This is a genomic window from Pseudarthrobacter sp. NPDC055928, from assembly GCF_042270935.1.
Classification (GTDB): Bacteria; Actinomycetota; Actinomycetes; order Actinomycetales; family Micrococcaceae; genus Arthrobacter.
Genome location: NZ_JBHJZH010000010.1, coordinates 1 through 24,944, shown reverse-complemented (window position 1 = coordinate 24,944; position 24,944 = coordinate 1). Strand labels below are relative to the sequence as shown.

Below are 24,944 nucleotides of genomic sequence, written 5' to 3'. Positions count from 1 at the left end.
CAGGGGGAGCCCGGTGCAGCTTGGATTCTTGATTGTCCAAATGGCATCTGGACAATTGCGCAACACGCTGTTGCACAATTGCCAGGCACCCGCCGGCACAAGCTCAGCAACAGGGACGGCAGTCAGGTTTGAACCTAAGACTCTTCACTGGGCATGTGCAGAAACCTGCTTTCGCACCCTATTCTGACGGTCTTTTCAGCGTTTCCTGACGTCAGGTTGGGGCGTACTTCAACCAGCTCTATAAGAAAGAAGTGCCAGCCCGTAGTCAGCCGAATGTCTTGCCACCTTCTAAATCCGGCGGGGATGGGATGAACAGTAAGTGCAGACACGTGCTGAAGTGACGCCACGAATGTAGTGGCAGGTGAGATGGGGTGTTGGGTGTTTGTCATTGCCCATCCCACCTGCGGTTTCTCTTAGACGGCAGACGCTGTGGCTGACCTGTTGGTGCTCGGAGTAGGAACGCCGGGGGCGTCTTGTCCATAGAGCCAGTCGCAGTACTGGTAGTTGCCGTCGCCGCGGCTCTTGAACAACAGGTTTCGCAGCACCCGGCTGACTCCTGATACGTGCCAGGATTCACCCCAGACGCGGGCGGTTCGCTGCACTCTTGCCGTACGGGCTGCGCGAGCCTCATTGAAGCTCTCGAGGGCATGTTCCCAGGCATCGTTGTTGATTCCGTCGGCCGTGAAGACTGTGTTTCGGGTGACGTCCTGCAGGACCGCTGCGTCTTCGAGTGCCTGGCAGGCTCCCTGTGCAAGGTACTGCAGCATTGGGTGGGCTGAATCTCCAATGAGGGTCATCCGCCCATTGACCCAGTTTTCGATTGGGTCCCGGTCGTACATCGGCCAACGCATTCCTGTTCCCAAATTTTGCAGTGCGTTTCGGACGGCCGGTACGCAGTCCTTGTAGGCCTCTTCGAGTTCATCGACGCCGCCGTACTGCTCCTCCCCACGCTCGAAGGACGGGGATTTGAAGACCGCGACCGTGTTGAGGAGTTTACCTTTGCGTAGCGGGTACTGAACCAGGTGGCAGTCCGGTCCCAGGTAGACGATCACGTCTTCCAGGTCCGCAGTTGGGGTTTCCGGGGTAATCGGAACAGTCCCGCGGTAGGCAACGTATGCTGACGAAACCGGTCCGTCATCGGCGACCGACTGACGCAGTGTGGACTTGAGGCCGTCAGCGCCCAGAACGGCATCGGCCTCGAAGACAGCCCCGTCAGCGGCATAAGCCCGCGCCCGGCCGCCTTCGGTCTCGACCCGTTCAATCTTGACGTTGTTCTGAAGCTTGACGCCGGACTCCTGGCAGGCTTCCAAAAGTATCCGGTGGAGGTCACTGCGATGGATCACGACATATGGCGCACCGTATCGCTGCTCAAAGTCGCCGCCAAGGGTTTGGCGCGTTAGCTCTTCTCCGCTTACGGCGTCGCGGAACACTAAATGCTTGGGCTGTACGCCAATTTCCAGGGCCTTCTCGAGCAAGCCCCAGCGCTTCAGGGTGCGGGTGGCATTGGGGGCCATTTGCAGGCCGGCGCCAACCTCGCCGAATTCCGGGGCCACTTCAACCAAGGTGACGTCGGCCCCGTTTTCGCGGAGCGCCAGCGCTCCGGCAAGTCCCGCCATCCCGCCACCAACGACGAGAACATCTGTGGAAGATGAAATTTCAGACAAGAGGTACTCCTCCAGGGGTTGTGGTTCGCTGTGATGCTGGGATTAGCATCGTTCGTTGCCGTGCAGCACAGCAATATAATTCTGATATGCAGAATCCAGGGATTCAGAAAAAACCGATGTATCCGATCGAGGCGGTGGACAACGCCTTGCGTCTGCTCCAGTTGCTGCGTGACGGTGGAAGCCTTCGGCTCAAAGACGCAGCGGCCGAGCTTGGCGTAGCACCTTCCACAGCCCATCGGCTCCTGGCCATGTTGGTGTACAGGGGGTTTGCGGTCCAGGACGAATCCCGGATGTACTACCCTGGCGCAGCCATTGGCGCCGGGCCCGCGGGTCTGGGCTGGACCCGTCTGCTGCGTACGGTCGCCCAGCCGCACATGGAGGTCTTGTCCGGCAGGATCAATGAGACCGTCAACCTGATGGTCCGGGTGGGCACGAAAGTCCGGTTCCTGAGCACCGTCGAGGGTACCAACGCCCTGCGTGTTGGGGACCGGCAGGGCAGCGTGATGCCTGCCAGTAAGGCGTCCGGCGGCAAGGCCATCCTCGCGGAGCTGGACCCTGAGATGGTCAGGAAGCTCTTCAGCAGCCCGACAGCGGAAATATCGGGGGACAGCATCCCGGCTAAGGAATACCCGGCGTTTACACGCGAGCTTGACGTTGTTCGCCAGCGCGGGTTTGCCGCCAACTTTGAAGGTACTGAAGAGGGAATCAGCGCCCTGGGCATGGCCCTTCACAACGGCAAAGGCGAAGTGGTGGGTGCCCTGAGCGTCGCCACCCCTGTGGCCCGCTTCCGGCCCCTTTTCGATCAGGGCCTCGTGCCGATAATGACTGAGACAAGACGGCAGCTTGAGATCGACATTGCTGCCAACCCGGCTTAAGCCCCACAAGCCTCGACAGAGGTACATAATTCTTCTAGGCAGAATAATCTTTTCGGCACTCGACGCCCTCCCTTACGGTGACACTAACCACTGCACTTCGCCCTTGAGGAGGCCCCTGTGTCCATCAGTGCCGAAAACACCACGCACGAGTCGGTTGCCGCCGGGCAGGCCCTGCCGGAGCCGACCCCGGAAGAGGCTGCCCAGCTCGAGCAGCTGTACCGGGACTTCGACAAGGAAAACGTGATCCCGCTGTGGACCGAAATCGGCGACCTGATGCCGATGGTCCCCACCCCCAAGGCAGTCCCGCATGTGTGGCGCTGGAACGACCTGTATCCGCTGGCCGCCCGGGCCGGCGATTTGGTTCCCGTGGGCCGCGGCGGCGAACGGCGGGCGATTGCCCTGGCAAACCCGGGCCTGGGGGGCACCGCCTATGCGACGCCGACGCTGTGGGCTGCGATCCAGTACCTAGGCGGCCGGGAAACCGCCCCGGAACACCGCCACTCGCAGAACGCGTTCCGCTTCGTCGTCGAGGGCGAAGGCGTCTGGACCGTGGTGAACGGTGACCCGGTTCGGATGTCCCGCGGCGACTTCCTGCTGACCCCGGGCTGGAACTTCCACGGCCATCACAATGACACCGATGAGCCCATGGCCTGGATCGACGGGCTGGACATCCCGTTCGTGCACTACGCCGACGCCGGCTTCTTCGAATTCGGCACCGAACGCGTCACCGACGAGGCCACCCCGGACATTTCCCGCTCGGAGCGGCTCTGGGCCCACCCCGGCCTGCGCCCGCTGTCGGGACTGGATGACACCACCAGCTCACCAATTGCCGCGTACCGCTGGGAACACACGGATGCCGCACTGCGCGAGCAGCTGCTCCTGGAGGACGAAGGCCACCCCGCCACCGTCTCGCAGGGCCACGCCGCGGTCCGGTTCACCAACCCCACCACCGGCGGCGACGTGATGCCGACTATCCGCGCCGAATTCCACCGCCTCCGCGCCGGCGCCGCCACCGAGACCCTGCACGAGGTGGGCTCGAGTGTCTGGCAGGTCTTCGAAGGCACCGGATCCGTGACCCTGAACGGCGAAACCAAGCAACTGGCCAAGGGTGATCTCTTTGTCGTTCCGTCCTGGGCCGCCTGGTCGCTGCAGGCCGGGACTGAGTTTGACCTTTTCCGCTTCAGCGACGCCCCCATTTTCGAACGGTTGAACTTCAACCGGACCTACATCGAAGGACGCACCAAGTAATGAGACTCCTCACCCTCCGCACCCCCGACGGAACAAAGGCCGTACGCCAGGACGGCGGCACCCTTACCGAGATCGACGGCTTCACAGACGTCGGGGCACTCCTCAAGGACTCTGCCTGGGAAGAGAAGGCCGCCGCCGCGTCAGGCGCCACCCACGCGTTAGAGGGCGCCGACCTGGCACCGGTCGTTCCCGTGCCGGGCAAGATCATCTGCGTGGGCCACAACTACCGCAACCACATTAAGGAAATGGGTCGGGAAGTTCCCGAGCACCCTACGCTGTTCGCAAAGTATGCCGAGTCCCTGATCGGGCCCAATGATGACCTGTCCCTGCCCCAGGAATCAGACGCTGTCGACTGGGAAGCCGAGCTTGCCGTCGTCATCGGCACGACGGGGCGCCGGATCACCGAAGCCGACGCCCCTGCCCACATCGCCGGGTACTCGGTCCTAAACGACGTGTCCATGCGGGACTACCAGTTCCGCACCATCCAGTGGCTGCAGGGCAAGACCTGGGAAAAGTCCACCCCCTTCGGCCCCGCCCTGGTCACCAAAGAAGAATTCACTGCGGGTCCGCTCATGACTTCGGAGGTGGACGGCGAGGTCCAGCAAAGCACCCCCACGTCAGACCTGGTCTTCACCCCTGAGTTCCTGGTCTCCTACATCTCCACCATCATCACGCTGAACCCGGGCGACGTGATCGCCACCGGAACCCCCGGCGGTGTGGGCCATGCCCAGGACCCCAAGCGCTACCTGCAGGAAGGCCAGCTGCTCATTACGACCATCGAGGGCCTGGGCCAGCTTAAGAACCATGTGGTCAAGGAAGCCTGATGGTTGCCCGCTCCGACAAGACAACCGACCCGCGCCTGCAGGAAGAACTCCTGCAGGCGCGTCGGGGCACGGCGTTCTTCGCCCGCAAGCTCAACGAACTCTCCGACGCGGAACTCGACAGAGCCTCGCTTCTCCCGGGCTGGACCCGCCGCCACGTAATCGCTCATATTGGTTACAACGCCCGCGCCATCTCACGTCTGGTCAAGTGGGCAGCTACAGGGGTGGAGAACCCCATGTATACCTCCAAGGAGATCCGTGACCACGAGATAGATTTCGGGGCCACTCTGACCCCGATCGCGCTGCGGAATCTCTTTGACCACGCTGCCATCCACTTGAACGTCGAATGGCGCGACCTTCCCTCAGACGCCTGGCACCACAAGGTCAAGACGATTCAAGGACGGTTGGTTCCGGCCGAAGAAACTATCTGGATGCGCACGCGCGAAGTCTGGGTCCACGCCGTCGACCTCGACAATGGTGCCTCCTTTAAGGACATCCCCGCCCCTGTGCTCAACCGGCTGCTCCAAGACATCACCGGCGCATGGGCCTCGCGTGGAACGGACAAGGACCTGATAGGCAGGGTCAATGACTACCCGGAACTGTCCTTCGGCGACAAAGAGGCACGTACACCAGTGCAAATTTCCGGATCCCTTGCGGACCTGGCCTGCTGGGCCACCGGACGAGGGACAGCGGGCGTCACCGCCAGCCAAAGCGGCAAGATATTCGCTGTGACTCCCGTTGCACCTACCTGGATATAGGCCGCCAACCGTGCCCGACCTCACTGGCATTGCTCGAGCTGGAACGGCTGGGCAGGTTCAGATTTCTGAACCACGGTGACGGATCCAAGCGTGTCGTTAGCTGTCCACGGCTGGAGTCAGGTTATCCACGGCGGGGGATTTGGGGCCGTTGGGGGAGCTCCCAGCCGAAGTAGCGGTGGGTAACCTATGAGAGGTGTCCCTGGTTGTGGACGGGAGAGCCCACTTCTCCCAGCTGGACCGAGTCCCGGCCATTTCTGCCTTCTTGGCAGAGTCGGGAGTGAACTTGGGTCAGGTTGGGATGTGCTTCAGTCTGGACGATCGCCTTCGCTAGAGCGGTCTCTGAGGATGTCGCAAATCTCCACTTCATGGCTGTCAGTGGCGCCAGTGGGGCATTCCGTGGTCCAACGACAACGTGCGGGGCCATCAGTGATAGCGCAATGTTGTGGAACCAGATGGCACTGTGTGAGAGGACTTGTTCGTGAAGTAGAGCCGCGAACGGGCGCGAGTAGAACGGGCAAGCCGAAAGCGCAGCTGCTGCCGCTAAATGTTGCGTATCGGTAGGTCATGCCGGCGCAGGAACTCGGCGGTGAATTGTGCAGTGGCACCCGGGGCGTCCATCATGACATCGTGCGTGGCGTTCGGCACGACTACGTGGTGGATGTTCTCGTCCTGGTTGGAGCGGATTTTTGGGAGCAGGTCGTCGAAGAACACTGATGCTGCTCCGAGGGCGACGCCGTTGGGGGGGTCGTGCCAAGCTGGGCGAGCGAGGTGTCCTCTACTGGGACAGAACCGACCCGTGGGTCGCACCGCATGCGCCACTGCCGCTGGTACGGTTCCACGCTCGCATATACGACATGCGCGGCCAGGTCGGCGGGCCTGCTCTTCTTGCGCGGGATCACCGCTGCCTCAGCTTCCTCGCAAGAGGAGAAAAGCTGCGGTGGGCGGATCACCGGGACTGCACTCTGAATTTTGCGCGGGCTGGAACCGATGGCCTCGAGGAGGATGACTGTTTGAGCTTGGAGGCCAGTGGCAACGGCGCGGCAGACGAGGGCGCCGCCAAGGGAGTGGCCGACCAGCGCCAGCCTTTCGGGGAACAGGTATTCCGCCGCCACAGTGACTTCCTCAGCCCATGTGTCGAAGGAATATGAGGGTCTCCAGTCGCTCCTGCCGTGCCCGGAGAGGTCGATTGTTCCCACGGGGCGATCTGCCATGAGTTCGGTGACCATCGGAGCTCACCAAGAGGCGTTGGCCGACCCACCGTGCACAGGGAGCACCGGACAGCTTTCCAGTGCCGATTCGGTTACTGGCTTGAGGTCAGGAGGATTGCAGCATCACCCGGTGCCAAATCGCGCCAATTCGCGACTTCTAGATGTAGGAGTATCGGCGATTCCAGTCTGTACGTCATTTTCAGACTCGCCGGTTCATAGGGCATTCGGTATGCATGCTACGGCTTCAGCTTCTACGGCAGCGCCATAATGCAGTTCTTTGACGCCGACGACAGCCTTGGTGGGGCAATGGCCCCGACCCAATGTTACGTAAATGCGGACCTGCACAAGGTCTTCCCGTGATGCTACGACGTCCGTCGTAGTACGATTAGAAGCGTAATAACGTCCACTACGATCGGAACAGGTAACGAGGTAAAGGAAGGGTTTCATGCGCACGTTGGAACACCCGGATCGGAATTCCATCTCGCTGGATGGTGTGTTGTTTGCACTGAGCGACCCTACGCGTCGAAAAATCGTCCGCCAATTGGCGGACGGGCCGCCTGCGCAATACTGTAGCCAGTTCGCGCTGCCGATTTCCCTGTCCACGCAGACGCATCACTTTCGAGTTCTACGGGAAGCCGGCGTGATTGAACAGCGATATCAGGGCACGGCAATTGTAGCTGCGCTCCGTTCAGAGGATTTGACCACACGGGTGCCCGGACTATTAGAAGCAATCCTTGCCGCCGAGCGTGCAGAGAACCCGCCGAACTGAATACCTCTGCCTGTTATCGACTTACACCGAGAGGGAATGATAACTCGATGTCACTCCTGGAACCCTTACGCCTTGCCCACGGACCTGAATTGAAGAACCGCTTGCTTCTAGCTCCAATGACGAACAATCAGAGCAACCCCGACGGGACCGCATCCCTTGACGACCTATCTTGGATCCGCCTCGTTGCCGCCGGCGGCTATTCAATGATCATGACTGCCGGCGCAAATGTGCAGCGCAACGGAAAATCGTTCCCCGGTCAGCCAGGAATATACGATGACCGACATCTAGACGGATTGACCGAGATCGCCTCGATTATCCGCGGCGCTGGCAGCATCTCCTCGGTGCAGTTGCATCACGGAGGCGTGCGTAGCCTCGGTGGGGAGTACGGGCAACCCTACGCAATGTCCCCGGCAACCGGTGCCCGTCAGATGAGCACGGCCGAAGTAGAGCAACTGCGTGACGACTTTATTGCCGCAGCAGTCCGTGCAAAGCGGGCGGGCTTCGACGGAGCGGAGATTCATGGAGCCTTCGGCTGGATTATTTCCATGTCGTTGTCGCCCATCGCGAACCGACGAACCGACAAGTATGGCGGCGACTTGGAGGGACGATCCCGACTGCTCTTCGAGATCCTCCATGGCATACGCCAAGAGACCGGTCCTGACTTTCAGATTGGGCTACGTTTATCTACCGAACGGTACGGTACCTCGTTGCGCGATTTGCGCGACCTGGCGGAGGAAGCGATGCGCCGTGAAGCGATCGACTACCTCGATCTAGCCCCTTGGGACGTTAACGCCATTGCTGTCGAACCAGAATTTGAGAATCGACCAGTCCTCAGCATTTTCACCGAACTGGATCGCAAACAAACGCGGATAGGTGCTAGTGGGAAGGTGATGACTGGAGCGCAAGCCTCCAGTGTGCTGAAGGCTGGCTGTGACTTTGTCATGCTCGGGCGAGCTGCGCTACTCGAACCCGACGCGCCACGCCTCTTCGCTAAAGACCCTCACCACCAGGGACCTGAAACGCCTGTCCTGTACCAGTACCTGCGCGAGCAAGGCTTAAGCAATGCCTTCGTCGACTATCTCCTTATGGACCATCCCGCCCTAGTGGCCCGAGGCTGGTTGTAAACCTCTCTTGGTGGATAAGAAAAGGATCTCGTGCGGCGCTAAGGGTCGTTGCCCTAGCATGCGTGATCCGTTCACGAAACGCCTGCCCGCAGAATCCAAGGATTCCGCTAATTCCGGTATCGTGCCAACAGAGGTCAACCCTAAAAATAGATTGCTCGAGTGGGGATTCTGGGAGCTAGCTGTACTGCCCAAGGACGTTGGTTGGGTGAAAGTGAAGACTCGCTGGAGTCGTTGACACATGGGTGAGGACCTCCGGTTGCACAGTGGAGTCGCTCAGACAACCGTTGAGGCGACCAGGAGGTCCTCATGTCCCACGCTAATGCCGCATTGACTCCACGCCAACGTTTACGCGTTGCGCGCCTGGTCATTGACTAAGGGTGGCCGGTATCCCGGGCTGCCGAAGAGTCCAATTGCTCGTGGCCCACGACCAACCGCTGGGCGCAGCGCTATGCCGCAATGGGTGAGGCGGGCATGACAGACAGATGCTCGCGCCCGCACCGAGTGGCGAACCTGGACGCCGCAGCAGCTCGTACGCAAGGTCGTGCACCTGCGCTGGAAGCAAAGGCTGGGTCCATCGCGATCGGAGCGAGGCTTGCCATGCCAGCTTCCACGGTCCTGGTTCGGTGCCGGGTGAACCGGCTGCATCATGCGGATAAGCGCACTGGCGAAGTTATCCGCCGGTACGAACTCGACAAACCGGGGGGCGATGATCCACGTCGATGTCAAGAAGCTCGGCAACATCCCGGACGGGCCGTGCCAAGACCCCGGGAAAGCCGTCGAGCGGCCACCGTCATCCGCTGATCGGCACCGCCTACCTGCACACGGTCATCGACGACCACTCAGGGGTCGCCTACGCCGAGATCCATGGCGACGAAACAGCTGCCACCGCCGTGGGAGTGCTGAGACGGGCCGTGTCCTGGTTCGCCCTCCACGGCGTCACCGTCGAGAGGGTCCTGTCCGGCAACGGATCCGCCTACAAGTCGAACCTCTGGCGGGACGCCTGCCGGGAGCTGAACATCAAGGCCAAGAAAACCCGACCCTACCACCCGCAAACAAAAGGCAAGATCGAACGGTTCCACCGAACCCTCGCCGACGGATGGGCGTTCACGCGCTTCTACGCCACCGAATCGGCCCGCAGAAACGCGCTCCTGGCATGGCTGCACCCCTACAATCACCACAGGCCCCACACCGCAATCGGAGGCCAACCGCCCATCGGTCGCTTAACCAACCTGCCTGGGCACTACAGCTAGCCCCGCATCACATTCTCGGTAACTTAGTGGTTAATGCTGCTCAACTTCCGAGAAGAGCCCAGTAAAGGGGGTTCCAATGGTTACGAGCTGATGGAAGAACCCCGCCGCAGCGGGGGCTTCTACTGCAGCTGATGCGTCATCGTAGGTCTCGAAATATAGGTCCATGGTTCGGTGGGCGGGGGTGGGGGTGCCGTCTTCTTTTGGCCAGACTTTGGCCTCTTCGAGTCGTTGCAGTTTAGGGATCTCTCGCGCGAGTCGGGGAAGGTGGTGGTACGCCTCCTCAAAGGATTTCGGGTCCGTGGGGTTCTCTATGATGATAGTGATCTTCGTAGTCATGACAACTTCTTTCAGTCCGCGTTGGTATTGGTGCTGCCAGGATGTTTTGGGCTTGCTCATTCTGCGGGAGCGGGGGACAGCCTAATTTGCTACGACGATCGTCGGCCAGCGGTCTCTAGGAGGCGGAGCCAGACTTCACTGGTAGTGGGGTAGGCAGGAACAGCGTGCCAGAGCCGTTCCAGCGGGATTTCGCCAACGATGGCTATGGTGGCGGCATGAACGAGCTCGCTGACGTCCGGGCCCACCGCGGTGAACCCGACGATGGTGTTCGTGCGTTCGTTGATGAGGATGCTTGCCCGGCCGGTGTAGTCGTCGGCGTGCAATGCTGCCCCGGCGACGGCACTGAGATCATATTCGACTATCCGCACCTGCAGACCCGCGGCTTGCGCCGCCTTAGTGGTAAGGCCAACGGAGGCGATTTCCGGATCAGTGAACACTACCTGTGCCACAGCAAGTTCGTCCGCGGTAGAAGCGTGCCGCCCCCACGGGGAATAATCGACGGGCCGGCCAGTGGCCCTGGCCACCAGCGCATCACCCAAGGCACGGGCTTGATACTTACCTTGATGGGTCAGGAGGGCCCGGCGGTTGACGTCACCGGCTGCGTACAACCATCCTTCGTGGGTAGACACACCGTCCGGGGCGGTCAATTGCAACGTGTCATCGACGTTCAGCCAGTTTCCTGAGGTCAGGCCGATCTGGTCGAGTCCGAGGTCCTCAGTGTTGGGCTTACGGCCGGTGGCGACGAGGACTTCATCTGCTTCAATGACGGCGCCGTCTGCCAGGGAGATGTGGACTGTTCCTTTGCTGTTGCGGGTGACCTTTGTGGGTTCTGCGCCGATCATGACCTGGACACCTCTGTCACGGAGGGATGCAATAACGTGTTCTGCGGCGTATGGTTCGACATTCGGGAGCACCCGGTCGCGGGCGATGAAAGTGACAGCTGAACCGAGTGCGTTGTAGGCCGTTGCCATTTCGGCTCCTACGACTCCTCCGCCGATGATCGCGAGCCGATCGGGGACAGTGCTCGCAGACACTGCCTCACGGCTGGTCCAAGGTTTCACGTCCGCGAGCCCGGCGATGGGCGGGAGGGCGGCGCTGGTGCCTGTAGCGATGACCACCGCCTGGCGCGCGTTAAGGGTGAGCTCTGTTCCATCCTCGCCGGTCACTGAGACGCTTTTTGGTGCAGTTATACGTCCGTGCCCTCGGACAAGGCTAATTCCGGCTTCGTTTAGCCAGGCGACTTGGCCGTCGTCCTGCCAGTTCGAGGCGAACCGGTCGCGACGGGCTAGAACGGCTTTGGCGTCGAGGTCACCGGTTACTGCGGCGGCAGCACCGGGTAAGCGCTGGACAGCGCGGAGGGCAGCGGCGTCACGGAGCAACGCTTTGGTGGGCATGCAAGCCCAATACGAGCATTCACCGCCGACGAGTTCCCTCTCGATGATCGCCGCGGTGAGACCGCCTTGGACCACTCGGTCAGCCACATTTTCCCCGACAGGGCCCGCGCCGATGATTATGACGTCGTATTCCGTGGTGTTCATCAGTTTCCGCCCTTTTCAGCGCGGCGCAGGCGCAGGGCCGAGAGCAGGAAGAACACCCCGCCCAGGGCGGCGTACCCCGCGAGGCTGGTCAACGATGCCTTCGGACCCCCCGACTGCAAGATGAAGCCTGTGCCGGCGAGCACGGAGATGCCCCCGCTAAGAATCATCGGCCACTGCCCACCCAGGGCACGTCGGCTGGCCCCAACAATCAGTTGCACGATCCCGGCGGTGATTGCCCACGCGCCCCACACGACAAGCACCGCGGGAAGACCTGAGAAAACTGCGACGGCAAGCCCGATGACTGTGAGCAGGCTGAGGGCCATGTTGACGTACAGGGCCGACGCGGGTTTAGTCGCGCGGGACGACCGGTGGTCGACGACGGCTGCTGCAAGGTCGAAGGCGGGGTAGAGCAGGAGAAGGCTAATGCTAAACGGGTTGAGTGTGGAGGCGGAAAAGGCCAGAAACCCGGCCCAGACAACCGCGAATCCGAATCGCACAAAGTAGAGCTGTCGAAGTGCGGACGGAATGGTTGGTGCCACAGTAACGCTTGTACTCATAAGAATGCTCACTTCGGTAGGATTTCGAACCAATTGGTGTGGATAGAACGTTCGGTCTAGTAAGACTGCAGCACGCCGCCCGTCATGTCAAGACCGATCGTTCTGTCTGCTAAGTTTGAATCTAGTTTTCATGGGTTGAAATGGAGGTAACAAGATGTCCGAGGCCCGATCCCGATTGCTGACTACGGCTTCTCGGCTCTTTTACAGCGAGGGTATTCATGCAGTGGGCGTAGATAGGGTCATCACGGAGGCACAGGTGACTCGCGCCACGCTGTACAAGCATTTTCCGGGCAAGGACGACCTCATCGTTGCCTATCTACGGCAGGCCGACGAGGCCATCCGAACCCGCATCAGCGCGGTGTGCAGTCAGGACCTAAACCCTGACGATGCAATTCGGGCCATCAGTCGGTCCATTGCGGACGATATTCAGCGACCCGGCTTCCGGGGCTGCGCATTCCTCAATGCCGCAGCCGAATACCCTGACCCCACGCACCCCATCCACCAAGCCGTCCTTGAACACCGGCAATGGTTCCTGAAAACGATGACCGAACTCTTCACCCACACCGGCAAGACCGACCCGGAACCGGCCGCCCGACACTTCATCATGCTAAGAGACGGGGCCATGAGCGCCGGCTGCCTGACGGATCCGGCACCGATCCGCGAGACATTTGTCCGCGGCATTGAGGGCTTGCTGACATACCGCAGCCACCTGAAAACCAAACTGTAGAACGAGCCCCCAACCCGCCACCCAGGTACGAGGGGTGGAAAGCGGCACGTCTCCAGACGCGGTCTCCGCGAGGCGTAGCTACGGCGCGGCAATCGCCGTAACTAGCCGCACGCAGATACCGCCCCTGCACAGAGGAACTACCTAGCCCGTAATCGCCGCCACCATTTACGCCGAAGAACGGAAAGGATGGGACCTTCACCACCCATGCCCCGCGATCGCTGGTCCCTTTGTACTAGGAGATTAAGAACTCCCATCGGTCCGAGTGTTCGTGAGTGGAATTGCCTGCATAGAGGTGGTGGCTACTGCCTGCAGGGTCTCGCGGCTTGCGCCTGCGCATCCCAGAACTTCCATTCCCCTAGTCACTGGAACGAAATACGTTGCGAGGGATTGAACGTTCGCGTGGGCCGCGATCTCGCCGCTTTCTGAGTTGTGCCGCATGGCACTTCGTGGTCGACAAGTACGGTGTACTTGCCGTCATCGCGTTGTATAACAAGGATTCCCTGCCCGCGTTCAAGAGCGGCGGGTATGAGCTTGCTGATGGCACGGTTAAGCTTCTCGTCTCTGCTTCGGGGATCCTCCAGAGCGATGACTTCAAGGGAAAGAAGCGCCGGGCTTGGGAGCACTCCGCCGCCCATGAGCGAGAAGACATCGCTGGCTTCCGGTTTATGCAACTTGTAGGACACAAGTCCTCCTTTGCTAGGTCGATCGGTGTGAATAGTCGACCTGCCGGCTTATGTGGTTGTAGACCGGATCATACGACCGGCTTGCAGTCTTCTCGTCTGGTAGAGCGGAAGCTTCCACCCGACTGCATATGAGGTTGAGTCCAGGGGCCTGCCCTGCAAGGAATTCAAGGGCCGGCCGAGGGTGTCAGATTAGGGCCTGCCCTAATCTGACGAACAGTTCTATCCCGCTCCCCGGACAGTACGGGCCCGGCCCGGTTGATGCCGGCGGCGGTCCACCTGTACTCCGGGGGCGACGGCAGTGCTCGGATTTCTGAGCTCTGGTTACCCCGCGGAAACCGCAGCCGTCGCTGCTGGGGCCCCGGCGGTGGTGAAGGGCAACAGCGACTAGCGTTCCTTGGTCTCCCGGCTCCAGAAGCTGAGCAGCGCCTCTACCAGTTCGCGCGGCCGTTCCTCCGGTACGTAGTGCCCGCAATCAAGCACAATTCCCTCAAGATCGGCGGCCAATGAGGTGAAGGTGTCGTACATGAGGCTGCCAACGCTGTGGGCGGCCCCCACAGTCAACATCGGGACGGTGATTGGTAAGGACCCACGCCGCAAAGCCTCCACTCGACCGGTATCGCTAAATACCTCGCGGTAGTACTCGAAGCCGGCGTGTTTGCGGGCCGGGTCGCTGAAAAGCCTGACGTATTCGTCGAGCGCTTCCGGCTCGATTGAGCCCGGCACCGTCGACTTGTGCCGAAAGGACCATTCAAGGTACTCCCGCTCGTGGCCGCTCATCAATATCTCCGGCAGTTCGGGCAAGCGATTGAGTCCGAAGTGCCAGGCGCGGATGTTAGTCGCGTCGTTGGGGTAACCGTTAGGTTCTGCCATCACGCCAGGGATGGCCGCGTCAATAAGTGCAAGACTCCGAATGCGATCGGGGGTAAGAACGGCAACCGCATGGCTGATCCAGCTCCCCACATCATGGCCTACCAATTCGACGCGGTTGGTTAGGCCGAGAGAGTCTATGAACTCTGCGATCTCCCCAGCCACGGTCGAGAGGTCATAACCAGAAGAAGGGGTAGAGCTGTCACCGAAACCGCGGGGGTCGAGAGCGTAAACAAGTCTCCCTGCGTTCACCAGCGGCGGTATGACACGCCGCCATGCGAGGCGGCTCTGCGGCCAGCCAGCGATCAGCAGGACAGGAGGCAAAGGGCTGGAGGCCTCTCCGGAAACCGTCGCCACCAGACGCGTACCTCCCGATTCGAACACGTGCATCTCATAGCTCCTGTCGCGTGGGAAGGTTTATCGTCACGAAATTACCCTTAGTGCAGCTGTCCCACGTCGAACAATATTGCCGGGCGAAAATAAATCGCTTGCATAGCCTCAACTTTTCTATCGTGAGGGCATGGCTTATTCCCTCACCCTTTGCGCAATGAACCTCCCCGACGTGCGGTTTGATACCCGCGTGCGGCTAGCCCAAAACGCAGGATTCTCGTCCATCGGACTCTCAATAGCGCAGTACCGCAGGGCGCGGGAGGACGGGTTCACGGATGATCAGATGCGAACCCTCCTGAGCGAAGCAGGAATTCACCTGGACGAGGTCGAGGGACCTTGGGACTGGCTAACGGGGGAGGGGTCGTCGGCAAAAGACACCGAGCTGGTGCTGCACATAGTGCGCAAATTGAACTGCCGCCAGATCACTGCTGTGCAGTTTCACCCAGCTTCGTCATCGTCCGCGCTAGTCACTGCGGCCCAGTCCCTATGTGATTCAGCAGCCCAGCTGGGTGCCAGGGTCGGAATCGAATTCCTTCCGTTCAGCCTGCTCCCAAGCCTCAGCGACGCGTGGAGGCTTGTTCACGAAGTAGACCGAGAGAACTGCGGCCTCGTGCTCGACGCCTGGCACTTCGCGCGCACCACCGGGTGGCAGAGCACGCTAGAGACAATTCCAGCCGAACGTCTATACGCCATTCAACTCTGCGATGCCGCAGACATTCCCAGCGACGATCTTCGCGAGGAGGCAAGGCACCGCCGTCTCCTGCCAGGGCAAATCTCGATCGAGATCCTGCGGAAATTGCGAGGGCTGGGCTTCAGCGGGCGACTCTCAACGGAAGTGTGGTCAGATGAACTCTTTCGCAGCGATCCCGAACTGGCTGTGCCGGCGCTCCACAAGGCCACCGTGGAAGCATTGCGGGCTGCCGACTGGCCGGAAGACGACTAGATGTACTGTCCCGGGTTGGTTGGTGACACGGGTTTTGAATTGACGCAATAAGAGGACCTCCGGGTGCTGCGGGGTCCTGGTCAAGAGCGAACACCAACCAGGAGGTCCTCGTGCTCGACAGCACGGCGTTTGGCTCGTACGTGGCGTCTGCAGCCTACCCTCTGCATAGGTCGACGGCTGGCCTTTGCTCCGTGCCGCTGAAAGTGCGATGTTTCTATCCCTATCGCCGCGCGCTGATCACGCCGCTCCCGGGCTTGGTGTCGCTGCTTGGAAGACTGCATGCGGGAACGGAAGGTACCGAGCCGTTTGTTTTGCGGCGGCGGGTGAAGCGGGGTGCGTGCCCCAAATGGCATACCAGCTTCATCTAGTATCCCCGGGGTCCACCCCATCCTGGACACCACTGTGCCGTTCAACGATCCGGTCACTGGATAAGCGGGACTGTCGCCAGTACGAATATGCATTGCGTGGACATGAAATAGCTTCGCGGATCTCCAACGGCAGACGGCAGCGGATCCACGGACGAGTGCGGACAAATGCACTCACTCTCCAAACAGGTCGCCAACCAACGGGGCTAGTGCATCTAGCTCACCTGATCTGCAGTCGCCTCAAACTCTTTCAGCGCCCGCTTCAGCAGCCGCTGCGTGCTTAACATAGCCTCCTCAGCCACCAGCATGAGCGGCAGCAGTTCGAGCGCGTCGGAGATTGGCTCGATAGAGAGCGGCACTGGCTCCTCCGCCGCAACTGCTATGGCCTGGAGGAATCCAAGCGAGTTCAGGTCGCCCGCGCCGGGATAGGTCCGACGGTGCCGGGCTTCTTCCACGAGGGAAGGCGTGACTTCCCGCTGGATGACGTCGGAAAGTTGCACCACGGCGACGTGCGAGAGTGCATCGGCTGTTAACTCTTCGAAGGCGGATCCCGAGCGAAAGAAATGCAGGATATCGAGCACAATTTTCGCGTTCGGGGCAGCAGTGGATTCCACGAGTTCCAGCGCCCTGGTGAAACTCGGTATCGAGTTGTAGGGCATGAACTCGTAGGCAACGGGCAGCGGCGCTAGTTGTGCGCAGACCGATGCGAACTCGTCACCCACGGCTGCGGCCTCGGCACCCCAGGCCGCCACATGCACGCGATCAGGTTGCAGGATTGATGCCAACTCTACGACTAACGCGTTCGCGTGTCGGGCTGGGCCCCCATCGCCTAGCCGGATGAGCTCGAGCTCACCGACGCGCAGCCCGGCGTCGCGGATTGCCGCGGCAATTTCCTCGAAAGCGATCCCACGTTCCAGGGCTGCAATGCACTGCCCCACCGTGATTCCAACCGATTCGAATCCGGCATTGCGCGCCGCCGAGAGGACCGACGGAAGGTTTCTATCGCGGAAAGTGATTGCTCCGAGGGTAATAGTTGAGAAGGGTGGGTGTGTAGTCATACCACCACTATCCCGGCTTATGGGTGCCCTCGCCGCAACAACATATCGCTCAGCGGAAAGTTCTTACAGCCTTCCTCAGCTTGCCGGGGAGCGACAGAAGTCACCAACATCGAGGCCATGTCATGGTCGCCGGGGCCGGAGGAGCGAGTGGTTGGCGAAATGATCGCTTTTGAACCAAGACATCACGATCACTGCCGCCACAACTACTTCCGCCGCTCAGTGGCCCCGCATTGCATCATCAATGCCAAAAATAGGAAGGGGACCGGCGATAGCGGGCCAACTGAAGAATTCCGGAGTAGCATGGCGGTTACCTTTTCGCCCAGCAAGACGGATCACGGCGCCATCGACGTAAGACTGCCAACCTGAACAAGAGGGGCAATTATGACTGGTGGGGAGACATGAGCGGGAATGCAGCGGAAGCGGGTCGCACGACGGCCAGTCGAGTATTGGCTATTCTTGGGGCCTTCTCGCCGGCGTCCAGATCGCTCAACCTCGCCCAGCTATCAGAGAACAGCGGGTTGCCCGTGCCCACTGCCCATCGGCTCGCCGCCGAGCTCCTCGAGTGGGGGGCGCTGGAACGCACCGAGACCGGGCGATACCGCATCGGAATGCGCTTGTGGGAGGTGGGTTCACTCGCTCCCGCCCCGCAAAGTTTGCGCACTATCGCGCTTCCTTTTATGCAAGACCTATACGAGGCCACGCATGAGAATGTGCAGCTCGCTGTTCGAGGAGGCGACCGTGTTGTTTATGTTGAGGCAATCTCGGGACGGCGTTCGATCGGAACCGCCAGTCAGATCGGTGGTGATTTGCCAATGCATGCGACCGGAGTAGGAAAGGTGGTGCTGGCATTTTCTGAGCCGGAGCTGCTTAGCCATGTCCTAAGCCAGAGCCTTCCTTCATTGACGCCGTTCACGATTACAAGTCGCGCTGCGATTGCGGAGGTCATTCAAAAGGTTCGAACCGAGCACGTTGCCTTCTCAAGGGAGGAAATGACCGTGGGGGTCAGCGCAGTCGCCTCTCCCATCCTCGCTGCAGATGGCTCGCTGATCGCCGCATTGTCCATCGTGGCCCGAGCATCGGTGAACCTGAACGCCCTGGCGCCTGCAGTACGTACAGCGGCCATCAGCATCGGGCGGCGAAGCGGCGCGCGCCTACGACATGACGAATGATCTGAACGCGCCGTACCTGTGGCTCATTTTCGCCCGGTGGAAGATTAGCAGCGCGGCGGGGGTTGAGTTCGTAAAGTCGTATCAATGACCGGACTTACCGGCCTCACGCGGTCGAACAAACTCTTCGACCCCGAAAACTGGAGAAGCAATGAAGCTTTCATACACTGCCGGCGGCCTGGCGCGAATGGCCGAAAGGCTACCCGTGCAGGACGAAATCGCAGCGAAGTCTGTCAGCGGTAACGGGCCAAACCATGACTAGGGAATACTCCTACTCCCGCCTTCCCCGATCGGTGCAGGGACTTGTCGGCGTCGCGGCGTTCATTGTTGTACTGCAGCTCGTACCGCTCAGCGGTATAGTCTCACCCGCCTATCTGCCCCCGTTTACCACCGTCGCGGCTACCCTTGGGCAACAGCTCTCGGACTCCAGCTTCTGGTCGGCTTTCGGATCGACAGTGCAGGCATGGGGACTAGGCCTCGGTATCGCCCTGACGATCGGCATCGTGCTGGGCTTCCTACTCGGGTTGGTGCCGGTGCTGCAGGACTTCACGGCAACCACCATTGAGTTCTTACGTCCCATTCCATCAGTCGCATTGATCCCCATCGTCGTGCTGCTTTACGGCACGTCGATCGGCTCAACCCTCGTGCTCGTGGTCTATGCCTCCCTGTGGCCGATCCTCCTACAAGTGCTCTACGGCATTAGAGATGTCGACCCGGTTGCGGCCGAGACTGCACGCTCCTATCGCTTCCGGCGTGGTTCGGTGCTCGCCAACCTCGTCTGGCCTTCGGCACTGCCTTATGTGATGACAGGCGTGCGGCTGTCTGCATCCATCGCGCTGGTGCTCACGCTCACCGCGGAGCTGATCATTGGAAACCCGGGACTAGGTAGCGCGATTGCCACCGCCCAGTCGAGCGGCGCCGTCGCCAAGATGTACGCGCTCACCCTCGTAGCAGGATTATTTGGCGTGCTGGTAAATATCGGGGCCCGAGTGATCGAGCGGCGCGTGCTCGCCTGGCACACCTCCATCAGATCAGAGGTATCCAAATGAAAGTCTTCACGAGAGTCCTTCCCGCCATCGCGTTGCCGGCTTTGTTGGTGGCAATCTGGTGGGTCTTCTCGGCCGGGAGCACGAACCCCTACTTCCCGCCGCTCAGCAGCATCCTTGAGGTGTTCCCGGCGACCTGGGGTCCAGACAGATTAGTTGAGGACGTGCTGCCAAGCCTCATACGACTAGTTCTTGGATACGGTCTTGTCGTGTTTGTCGGGGTTTTGGGTGGAACAGCCCTCGGTCGATTGCCGTCGCTGTACGCCACCCTTAACCCCGTGTTGGAGTTCTTCAGGGCTTTGCCGGCCCCGGTGCTGATTCCTGCGCTGATCCTGATTGCCGGAATCGGTGACGGCATGAAGATCCTGGTCATTGCCCTCGGGTGTCTGTGGCCAATCCTGCTGAATACGGTCGCGGGTGTGCGAGCAGTCGACGAGGTCGTTCTCGACACCGCACGCTGCTACGGTTACCGTCGCGGCTCGGTGCTCATGCGCGTCATCCTGCCCTCCGCCAGTCCTCAGATCATCGCCGGGATGCGACAGTCGCTATCGATCGGAATCATACTGGTCGTGATCAGCGAAATGTTCGCCTCTTCGAACGGTCTGGGCTTCACCGTGGTGCAGTTCCAACGAGGATTCGCAATTCCGCAGATGTGGACAGGCATCATCGTGCTGGGTCTTTTCGGCGTGATCCTCTCCCTGCTTTTCAAGCTGTTCGAGCGCCAGGCCTTGGCTTGGTACCTCGGCCTGCGCCAATCCGAACGAGGAAGATAGATGACTATGAATTCAACCATGCTCGATGTACGGGCGCTGAACAAGATCTACGGTTCCGGTCCGAAACAGCTGGAAGCGATCCGCGATCTGACCTTCACTATTGGTAAGGGAGAACTCGTTTGCATCGTGGGACCCTCCGGCGCTGGTAAGACGACGCTGCTGAAGTGCATCGCCGGGCTGCTACGACCCACGGCAGGGAGCGTGGTGCTTGAGGGCGCGCCCGTGACGGGGCCGCCGCCCGGGATGGCGGTGGTGTTTCAGGAGTACGGCCGGAGCCTGTTCCCGTGGATGACGGTTCGGCAGAACGTCGAGCAGCCGCTGAAAGAGCGCCGCATCCCGCGTGCTGAGCGTACGCAGCGGGTCGACGACGCTCTCGCTGCGGTAAGTCTCGCGGACGTGCCGGACTCCTACCCGTGGCAGTTGTCGGGTGGAATGCAGCAGCGAGTCGCGATCGCCCGCGCAGTTGCCTCCGAACCCCACGTGCTGCTGATGGACGAGCCGTTCGCAGCGGTCGATGCCCAGACCCGCGCCGACCTGGAAGACCTCGTGCGTACGCTCTGGCGCCGGCTCAACATGACGATTCTCTTCATCACCCACGACATCGATGAGTCGGTCTACCTCGCCGAGCGCGTTCTTGTACTCTCGGGGCGGCCTACTGTTGTCATGGAGGACGTCCATATCGACCTCCCTGAGAGCCGCAGTCAGCTTGAGACACGCTCGACAGCCCGCTTCGCAGAGCTGCGCACGCACGTGTATTCGCTCATTCAACGCGCCAAGGCGCACGCGCAGGACCAGCCTCAAAAGACACCGGGGGCGAATCCTGAAAGGGCGGTCGTGTAGTGAGGCTGACAGCGTGTGTCGAATGGCGCCTCGGGGACCGCGTTCCGGAGAGTCGCTCAGGGTACAGGTGCACAGCGGCCCATTTATAAGGCATATCGCTTCCGTTCGCGCCGCATACCGTTACTGAGTGCTGCCAGTAGGAACCGGCCGGGGCCCCATGGCCAATTTGGCACGGGGTCCGCAGTGCTTCTCTTTACCCGGATGCGCATGTTTCCCCGCCGACCCCCCAAAAGGGGAGTAGCCGCAAGCTTGGTGCATTGTCGAGTGTGGATGCAGCGCGGTCCGGATCGCCCGGAGCGCGCATCGGGACATTGGCGACCCAACGTCAACCTCGCTCAGCCGAATACGAGTTTTAGTGCAGTTCTTTATACAGACTTGAAGGGGTAGCATGACGACATTCGTTCTCGTCCACGGGTCCTGGCACGACGGTTCTGCGTGGCAGCCGGTTATTGAGGCGCTCGAAGCGGCAGGCCACTCCGCCTTCGGGCCCACGCTCGCCGGACACGGCGCTGGGGCAGATAAGAACGTCAACCACGACGACTGTGTTTGGTCAATCATTAACTACATCACTGAGCACGACTTGAACGACTTCGTGCTGGTCGGTCACAGCTTTGGCGGAACAGTCATCGCCCGGGTTGCTGAAGAAATTCCCGATCGCATCCGCCGCCTCGTGTTCTGGAGTGCCTTCGTTCTGCCCGCGGGTACATCGCTAAGAGATGAGCTTCCGCCTCACTACCGTACGAGGTTCGATCAGATGGCGAGCGAGTCGGCCGATCACACGGTGGACGTGGTGAGCTTCGATCTCTGGCGCGAGTCATTCATCGGGGATGCGGATCTCGAGGCGGCCCAGGCATCATTCAAGACCTTGTCACCTGAGCCGTACCAGCCCTTCAAAGACCTCCTCGACCTGACACGCTTTTATCAGCTAACGACCCCGAGGAGCTACCTCGTCGGGACCGAAGACATCGCTATACCGCCGGGCGAGGACTCTTGGCACCCACGCCATTCGTCGCGTCTGGGAAATTACCGGCTCGTGCAGATGCCCGGTAGCCACGAGCTCTTGTTCTCGAATCCGGTCGGACTGGCCGGCAAGATCGTCGAAGCGGGCCGGGACTGACCAGCAGCTCGAACTAAGGGGGCCGGATCGTCAAGTTGTACTGTTCAACAAAAGGTGGAGTGGCCAAATAGGATTCTAAGCCGCGAGGGCCTGGGCACGGTATTGCATCGTGCTCAGGCCCTTCAGTGCTGTTGAGATCACCTGGCGTTGTCCCTCCGATAGTAAACTGCCCTCATACATGAAAGTGCTCCCCGAAAGTTAGAACTGCATTCTCAGTCCAACATTCGGGGAGCACCTCAAGCGGCGGCCCGGCCCCCTTGATTACATCATCGCGCGAGAAATGGCTCGAGCAGGTCCAGGAATTCCGTGGGACGCTCTTCGGCAACCCAATGCCCGCAGTTTTCGATCGAGCCTCCCGAGACGTCTAAACAGAATTCTTCCAGCATGCTCACCATTTTGGATCCCCACCTCTTATCTCCACCGACCGCGAGAACCGGCATCCGTAGTGGGTTTCGAGCGAAGGCGCGGTTGTCGGTTGCGTCCTGCGGAAAGGCTCTGTACCACTCGAGCATTCCCCGGGTGCTTCCTGGTTGGGCCATAGCCTGCGCGAACAGGGCGATATCTTCGGTCGTTAGACCGTCCTGATTGTAAATCCGTTCTCTGATCAGGCTCTCGATGTACTGGAACTCCCGTCCATAAATGAGGAGCTCAGGCAGGTCCCTTTTCATATGGAATGCAAAGTGCCACAGCAACGGATCAACCAGGGCGTTATCCCAGAAGCTCACCCCCGGAATCGGAACATCTACGATTGCCAACCGCTCAACCGAATCAGGGAAAGCTGCTGCCCAGGCGAAAGCAACCATGCCTCCAATGTCATGGCCCACAACGGAGACACGACCGAAACCAAGCTTCTGACGGAGGACATCAAGCTCACCAGCCATCGACACCTTGTCGTAGCCGCCGACGGGCTTGTCCGACTGGCCCGCCCCCTTAAGGTCAACCGCGACGACCGTGTGCTGCTGCGCCAGGGGCGTCATAATATGCCGCCACTCCCGCCATGTTTGCGGAAATCCATGAAGCAGGAATACCGGGCTACCAGTGCCGCCGACCACGGAATGCAGTTGCACTCCGCCTCCGACGTCGGTCATGTGGTGTTGAAAACTAGAATAGTGGGGGTCTACGTTCATTCGAATCTGTCCTCCTCGACCAGATTGACCGGAGACGAATCGTTCGTTGCGGTCGAGTCGAGGGTAGGACGATTACCGCCCGTTCGCTGCCAGTCTTTCGCTGGGTGAGATCCTGTTGGAGCGGGAAAGCGCAAAAAATGGGCTCCCTAGGGGACTCAACTTCATCTCGCTCAGTGGAATGTCTGCATGTTTTCGGGTCTCCACATGAGTAGCTTGTAGGACCTGTCGTGCTAAGCTGCCCGACTTAAGAATTGGAGAAGCAATGAAGCTTTCACAGATCCACCGCCGTGCTCGAAGTGTCGCATTAGCCGTTGCTGCATTACTAACTGTCGGGGCCTTGGGCGGCTGCTCCGGGTCAAGTTCCGGTGCAGGGAATGCCGGGGCCGGCGTTCAGGACATAAAGGTCGGTGTCCTGACCAGCCTCGATGTCGCTCCCATCTATCTTGGGAAGGAGAAGGGCTTTTTCGCTGAGGAAGGACTGAACGTAACCTTCGAAATCGCTCAAGGTGGCGCCGCCCTGATCCCTGCGGTTGTCACCGGCCAGTACCAATTCGGGTTCAGCAACATTGTGTCGCTGATGGTCGCCCGCGATAAAGGCCTTCCCCTCCAGATCGTGCAAGCCGGAAGCCAGTCAACCAACGCTACTCCCGACTTCTCCGCGATTCTCGTTGCGGGAAACAGCCCGATGCAGACTGCGAAAGACCTCGAGGGCAAGACAGTTGCGTTGAATACCCTGGGCGCGAACGGCGAGCTTACCGTCCGCCAATCAGTACGAAAGGCCGGCGGTGATCCCGCCAAGGTGAATTTCGTGGAGCTCACTTATCCCGATATGGTGCCGGCTATAACGAGCGGGAAAATCGACGCGGGCTTCTCGGTGGAGCCATTCGTCACCCTGGAGGAAGGCGCGGGCAACCGGGTGTTGTCGTGGAACTTTCTTGACGTCGGTTCCAACACCGTGGTGGGCGAGTATTTCACCACTGAGACCACCGACCCGAAGGTGGTGGAAAAGTTCGTGGCGGCTATGAAGAAGTCGCAGACATATGCTCAGGAACATCCTGATGAGGTGCGTGCAATCATCCCCACCTTTTCGGATATGGATCCGGAGCTGATCAAGAAGGTCGTGCTCCCCGTCTACCCTGAAGATGTCAACCTTGAGTCTGCACAGACCATGGCAGATCTGGCGCTTCAGGACGGGTTCGTCAAGAAACCGGTGGACTTGGGCGCACTTGTGAGGTGAGGTGACTTTATAAGTCCGTACCTTGGATAACTAGCACGGTCGAGTGCAACTGTCGCTGCCGTAACCGGCAGCGCAGGTGTGTTCGGTCAGGCCATTCTATTCGATAACGGACTCAGGGGGTGCTCCTGGTGTCCACGCAGTAGGCGCATAAGTTGGACAGAGATGTCCGCACGGCTCGGTGTAGCCGCACCGATAATCACTAGGCACCTACCAAGATGCTGTGATCTGCGATGGGCTAACTAGGGGCGCTGCTCGGCACAGTAGGTCGGTTCTCGGCCGCGAAACAAGGAATGACCTGGGCCGCCCAGTCGCCCCAGAGTATGGCCTAGGCAAGAATCGGCTGCGGTCCGTGTGGCATTGGAGATCCTCGCGGTCGCTATTAAGGGACTCAGGAGTCGCGCGAAGGCAGACCCCTTGGCCAGCGCACCTCGTCTCCCGTCTCCCATTCGTGACCGTA

The 24,944-nt window shown here is 60.4% G+C and carries 24 protein-coding genes and 2 pseudogenes; 16 read left to right on the top strand and 10 right to left on the bottom strand.

Translation table 11 applies throughout. From position 1 onward, the window contains the following. Positions 1 to 413: 413 nt before the first annotated feature. A complete protein-coding gene (locus ACFC25_RS13380) occupies positions 414 to 1,664 on the bottom strand; it encodes an FAD-dependent oxidoreductase (protein ID WP_376045853.1) in 1,251 nt (416 codons plus the stop codon). Between the two features lie 86 nt (positions 1,665 to 1,750). Between ACFC25_RS13380 and ACFC25_RS13375 the strand changes: the two genes are divergently transcribed. The 4 genes from ACFC25_RS13375 to ACFC25_RS13360 all read left to right on the top strand — a co-directional run bounded on the left by ACFC25_RS13375 (position 1,751) and on the right by ACFC25_RS13360 (position 5,366). Continuing rightward, positions 1,751 to 2,539: an IclR family transcriptional regulator gene (locus tag ACFC25_RS13375; RefSeq protein WP_376045850.1), complete on the top strand. Its 789-nt coding sequence runs from the start codon at positions 1,751 to 1,753 to the stop codon at positions 2,537 to 2,539. Positions 2,540 to 2,656: 117 nt separating this feature from the next. Beyond that, complete coding sequence (locus ACFC25_RS13370; RefSeq protein ID WP_376045846.1) at positions 2,657 to 3,787, top strand: cupin domain-containing protein; 1,131 nt, start codon at positions 2,657 to 2,659, stop codon at positions 3,785 to 3,787. Further along, on the top strand, positions 3,787 to 4,611 hold the full coding sequence (locus ACFC25_RS13365) for a fumarylacetoacetate hydrolase family protein (protein WP_376045844.1): 825 nt from the start codon (positions 3,787 to 3,789) through the stop codon (positions 4,609 to 4,611). The genes ACFC25_RS13370 and ACFC25_RS13365 overlap by 1 nt, the downstream gene beginning before the upstream one ends. Further along, positions 4,611 to 5,366 carry a maleylpyruvate isomerase family mycothiol-dependent enzyme gene (locus tag ACFC25_RS13360; protein ID WP_376045841.1) on the top strand — a complete coding sequence of 252 codons (756 nt, stop codon included), beginning with the start codon at positions 4,611 to 4,613 and terminating at the stop codon, positions 5,364 to 5,366. Before ACFC25_RS13365 ends, ACFC25_RS13360 begins: the two co-directional genes overlap by 1 nt. A gap of 540 nt (positions 5,367 to 5,906) precedes the next feature. On the opposite strand, the gene ACFC25_RS13355 is transcribed toward ACFC25_RS13360, so the two are convergent. Then, positions 5,907 to 6,077 (bottom strand): hypothetical protein, encoded by a 171-nt coding sequence (locus tag ACFC25_RS13355; RefSeq protein WP_376046144.1) that lies wholly within the window; start codon positions 6,075 to 6,077, stop codon positions 5,907 to 5,909. Then, entirely contained in the window at positions 6,014 to 6,577 is a 564-nt protein-coding gene (locus ACFC25_RS13350; RefSeq protein WP_376046122.1) for an alpha/beta hydrolase, read from the bottom strand. The genes ACFC25_RS13355 and ACFC25_RS13350 overlap by 64 nt, the downstream gene beginning before the upstream one ends. Before the next feature lie 442 nt (positions 6,578 to 7,019). Between ACFC25_RS13350 and ACFC25_RS13345 the strand changes: the two genes are divergently transcribed. The 3 genes and pseudogenes from ACFC25_RS13345 (at position 7,020) to ACFC25_RS13335 (ending at position 9,717) form a co-directional block, all read left to right on the top strand. Next, positions 7,020 to 7,343, top strand: coding sequence for an ArsR/SmtB family transcription factor (locus ACFC25_RS13345; RefSeq protein ID WP_376045838.1), 324 nt, complete (start codon positions 7,020 to 7,022; stop codon positions 7,341 to 7,343). Positions 7,344 to 7,390: 47 nt separating this feature from the next. Continuing rightward, positions 7,391 to 8,467 carry an NADH:flavin oxidoreductase gene (locus ACFC25_RS13340; RefSeq protein WP_376045835.1) on the top strand — a complete coding sequence of 359 codons (1,077 nt, stop codon included), beginning with the start codon at positions 7,391 to 7,393 and terminating at the stop codon, positions 8,465 to 8,467. 306 nt (positions 8,468 to 8,773) lie between these two features. Continuing rightward, positions 8,774 to 9,717 (top strand): annotated as a pseudogene (locus tag ACFC25_RS13335) (IS481 family transposase). A 30-nt stretch (positions 9,718 to 9,747) separates the two neighbouring features. Here the strand turns inward: ACFC25_RS13335 and ACFC25_RS13330 are convergent. The 3 genes from ACFC25_RS13330 to ACFC25_RS13320 all read right to left on the bottom strand — a co-directional run bounded on the left by ACFC25_RS13330 (position 9,748) and on the right by ACFC25_RS13320 (position 12,160). Then, positions 9,748 to 10,053, bottom strand: a complete 306-nt coding sequence (locus tag ACFC25_RS13330; RefSeq protein WP_376045832.1) for an EthD family reductase — start codon at positions 10,051 to 10,053, stop codon at positions 9,748 to 9,750. A gap of 89 nt (positions 10,054 to 10,142) precedes the next feature. Beyond that, positions 10,143 to 11,591: a dihydrolipoyl dehydrogenase family protein gene (locus ACFC25_RS13325; RefSeq protein WP_376045829.1), complete on the bottom strand. Its 1,449-nt coding sequence runs from the start codon at positions 11,589 to 11,591 to the stop codon at positions 10,143 to 10,145. After that, complete coding sequence (locus ACFC25_RS13320) at positions 11,591 to 12,160, bottom strand: hypothetical protein (protein WP_376045826.1); 570 nt, start codon at positions 12,158 to 12,160, stop codon at positions 11,591 to 11,593. Before ACFC25_RS13320 ends, ACFC25_RS13325 begins: the two co-directional genes overlap by 1 nt. Before the next feature lie 142 nt (positions 12,161 to 12,302). Between ACFC25_RS13320 and ACFC25_RS13315 the strand changes: the two are divergent. Next, positions 12,303 to 12,401, top strand: a pseudogene (locus ACFC25_RS13315) (TetR/AcrR family transcriptional regulator); the annotation flags it as partial. Between the two features lie 3 nt (positions 12,402 to 12,404). Then, entirely contained in the window at positions 12,405 to 12,875 is a 471-nt protein-coding gene (locus ACFC25_RS13310; RefSeq protein ID WP_376046141.1) for a TetR/AcrR family transcriptional regulator, read from the top strand. Positions 12,876 to 13,234: 359 nt separating this feature from the next. Here ACFC25_RS13310 and ACFC25_RS13305 read toward each other — a convergent pair whose 3' ends face one another. Both ACFC25_RS13305 and ACFC25_RS13300 read right to left on the bottom strand, forming a co-directional pair. Then, positions 13,235 to 13,558, bottom strand: coding sequence for a hypothetical protein (locus ACFC25_RS13305; RefSeq protein WP_376045824.1), 324 nt, complete (start codon positions 13,556 to 13,558; stop codon positions 13,235 to 13,237). Positions 13,559 to 13,942: 384 nt separating this feature from the next. Then, a complete protein-coding gene (locus ACFC25_RS13300) occupies positions 13,943 to 14,815 on the bottom strand; it encodes an alpha/beta fold hydrolase (RefSeq protein ID WP_376045822.1) in 873 nt (290 codons plus the stop codon). A 130-nt stretch (positions 14,816 to 14,945) separates the two neighbouring features. Between ACFC25_RS13300 and ACFC25_RS13295 the strand changes: the two genes are divergently transcribed. Further along, positions 14,946 to 15,758 (top strand): sugar phosphate isomerase/epimerase family protein, encoded by an 813-nt coding sequence (locus tag ACFC25_RS13295; protein ID WP_376045820.1) that lies wholly within the window; start codon positions 14,946 to 14,948, stop codon positions 15,756 to 15,758. A 580-nt stretch (positions 15,759 to 16,338) separates the two neighbouring features. On the opposite strand, the gene ACFC25_RS13290 is transcribed toward ACFC25_RS13295, so the two are convergent. Further along, a complete protein-coding gene (locus ACFC25_RS13290; protein ID WP_376045818.1) occupies positions 16,339 to 17,181 on the bottom strand; it encodes a sugar phosphate isomerase/epimerase family protein in 843 nt (280 codons plus the stop codon). A 398-nt stretch (positions 17,182 to 17,579) separates the two neighbouring features. Here ACFC25_RS13290 and ACFC25_RS13285 point away from each other — a divergent pair, with 398 nt between their 5' ends. From ACFC25_RS13285 to ACFC25_RS13265, 5 genes are all read left to right on the top strand, one after another. Then, complete coding sequence (locus ACFC25_RS13285; RefSeq protein ID WP_376045815.1) at positions 17,580 to 18,350, top strand: IclR family transcriptional regulator; 771 nt, start codon at positions 17,580 to 17,582, stop codon at positions 18,348 to 18,350. 251 nt (positions 18,351 to 18,601) lie between these two features. Next, entirely contained in the window at positions 18,602 to 19,396 is a 795-nt protein-coding gene (locus ACFC25_RS13280; RefSeq protein ID WP_376045812.1) for an ABC transporter permease, read from the top strand. Further along, complete coding sequence (locus tag ACFC25_RS13275; RefSeq protein WP_376045809.1) at positions 19,393 to 20,166, top strand: ABC transporter permease; 774 nt, start codon at positions 19,393 to 19,395, stop codon at positions 20,164 to 20,166. The genes ACFC25_RS13280 and ACFC25_RS13275 overlap by 4 nt, the downstream gene beginning before the upstream one ends. Then, positions 20,167 to 21,006, top strand: coding sequence for an ABC transporter ATP-binding protein (locus ACFC25_RS13270; RefSeq protein WP_376045806.1), 840 nt, complete (start codon positions 20,167 to 20,169; stop codon positions 21,004 to 21,006). It begins immediately after the preceding gene. Between the two features lie 388 nt (positions 21,007 to 21,394). Next, positions 21,395 to 22,123 carry an alpha/beta fold hydrolase gene (locus tag ACFC25_RS13265; protein ID WP_376045803.1) on the top strand — a complete coding sequence of 243 codons (729 nt, stop codon included), beginning with the start codon at positions 21,395 to 21,397 and terminating at the stop codon, positions 22,121 to 22,123. A gap of 266 nt (positions 22,124 to 22,389) precedes the next feature. Here ACFC25_RS13265 and ACFC25_RS13260 read toward each other — a convergent pair whose 3' ends face one another. Next, entirely contained in the window at positions 22,390 to 23,211 is an 822-nt protein-coding gene (locus ACFC25_RS13260; RefSeq protein WP_376045800.1) for an alpha/beta fold hydrolase, read from the bottom strand. 301 nt (positions 23,212 to 23,512) lie between these two features. On the opposite strand from ACFC25_RS13260, the gene ACFC25_RS13255 reads away from it, so the two are divergent. Further along, positions 23,513 to 24,487, top strand: coding sequence for an ABC transporter substrate-binding protein (locus tag ACFC25_RS13255; RefSeq protein WP_376045797.1), 975 nt, complete (start codon positions 23,513 to 23,515; stop codon positions 24,485 to 24,487). Positions 24,488 to 24,944: the final 457 nt, after the last annotated feature.